This window comes from Neisseria sp. P0021.S006, assembly GCF_051956895.1.
Map to the genome: position 1 here is coordinate 1 of NZ_JBQCWZ010001317.1, position 430 is coordinate 430.

At 51.4% G+C, this 430-nt stretch carries 1 protein-coding gene; it reads left to right on the plus strand.

Features of this window, described 5'->3' with window-relative positions; translation table 11 throughout:
- On the plus strand, nt 1–430 hold a 430-nt coding region (locus ACTHUM_RS20075; protein ID WP_440404017.1), incomplete at both ends, for a sulfate ABC transporter substrate-binding protein.

Genomic DNA, 430 nt, shown 5'->3' on the forward strand with positions numbered 1-430 from the left:
AAATCGTTTTGGCGAACCCGAAAACCACCGGCAACGGCCGCTACTCCTTTTTGGGTGCGTACGGTTATGTTTTGAAGGTGAATAACGGCGATGAAGGCAAAACCAAAGATTTTGTTGCCGCATTGCTGAAAAACACGCCTGTATTTGAAAACGGCGGTCGCGCGGCAACGACGACCTTCAGTCAACGCAATATCGGCGATGTCTTGTTTACCTTTGAAAATGAGGCCAACTACGTCAGCAAAAAGCTGACCCAAGACCAGTTTGAAATCGTTTATCCGAGCTACACCATTCTTTCCGAAGCACCGGTTGCCGTCGTGGACGGCGTAGTCGACAAAAAAGGCACACGCTCCGCTGCCGAAGCCTATCTGCAAAACCTCTGGAGCGAACCGGCCCAAGAGTTGGCCGCCAATCTTTATCTGCGTCCGCGCAA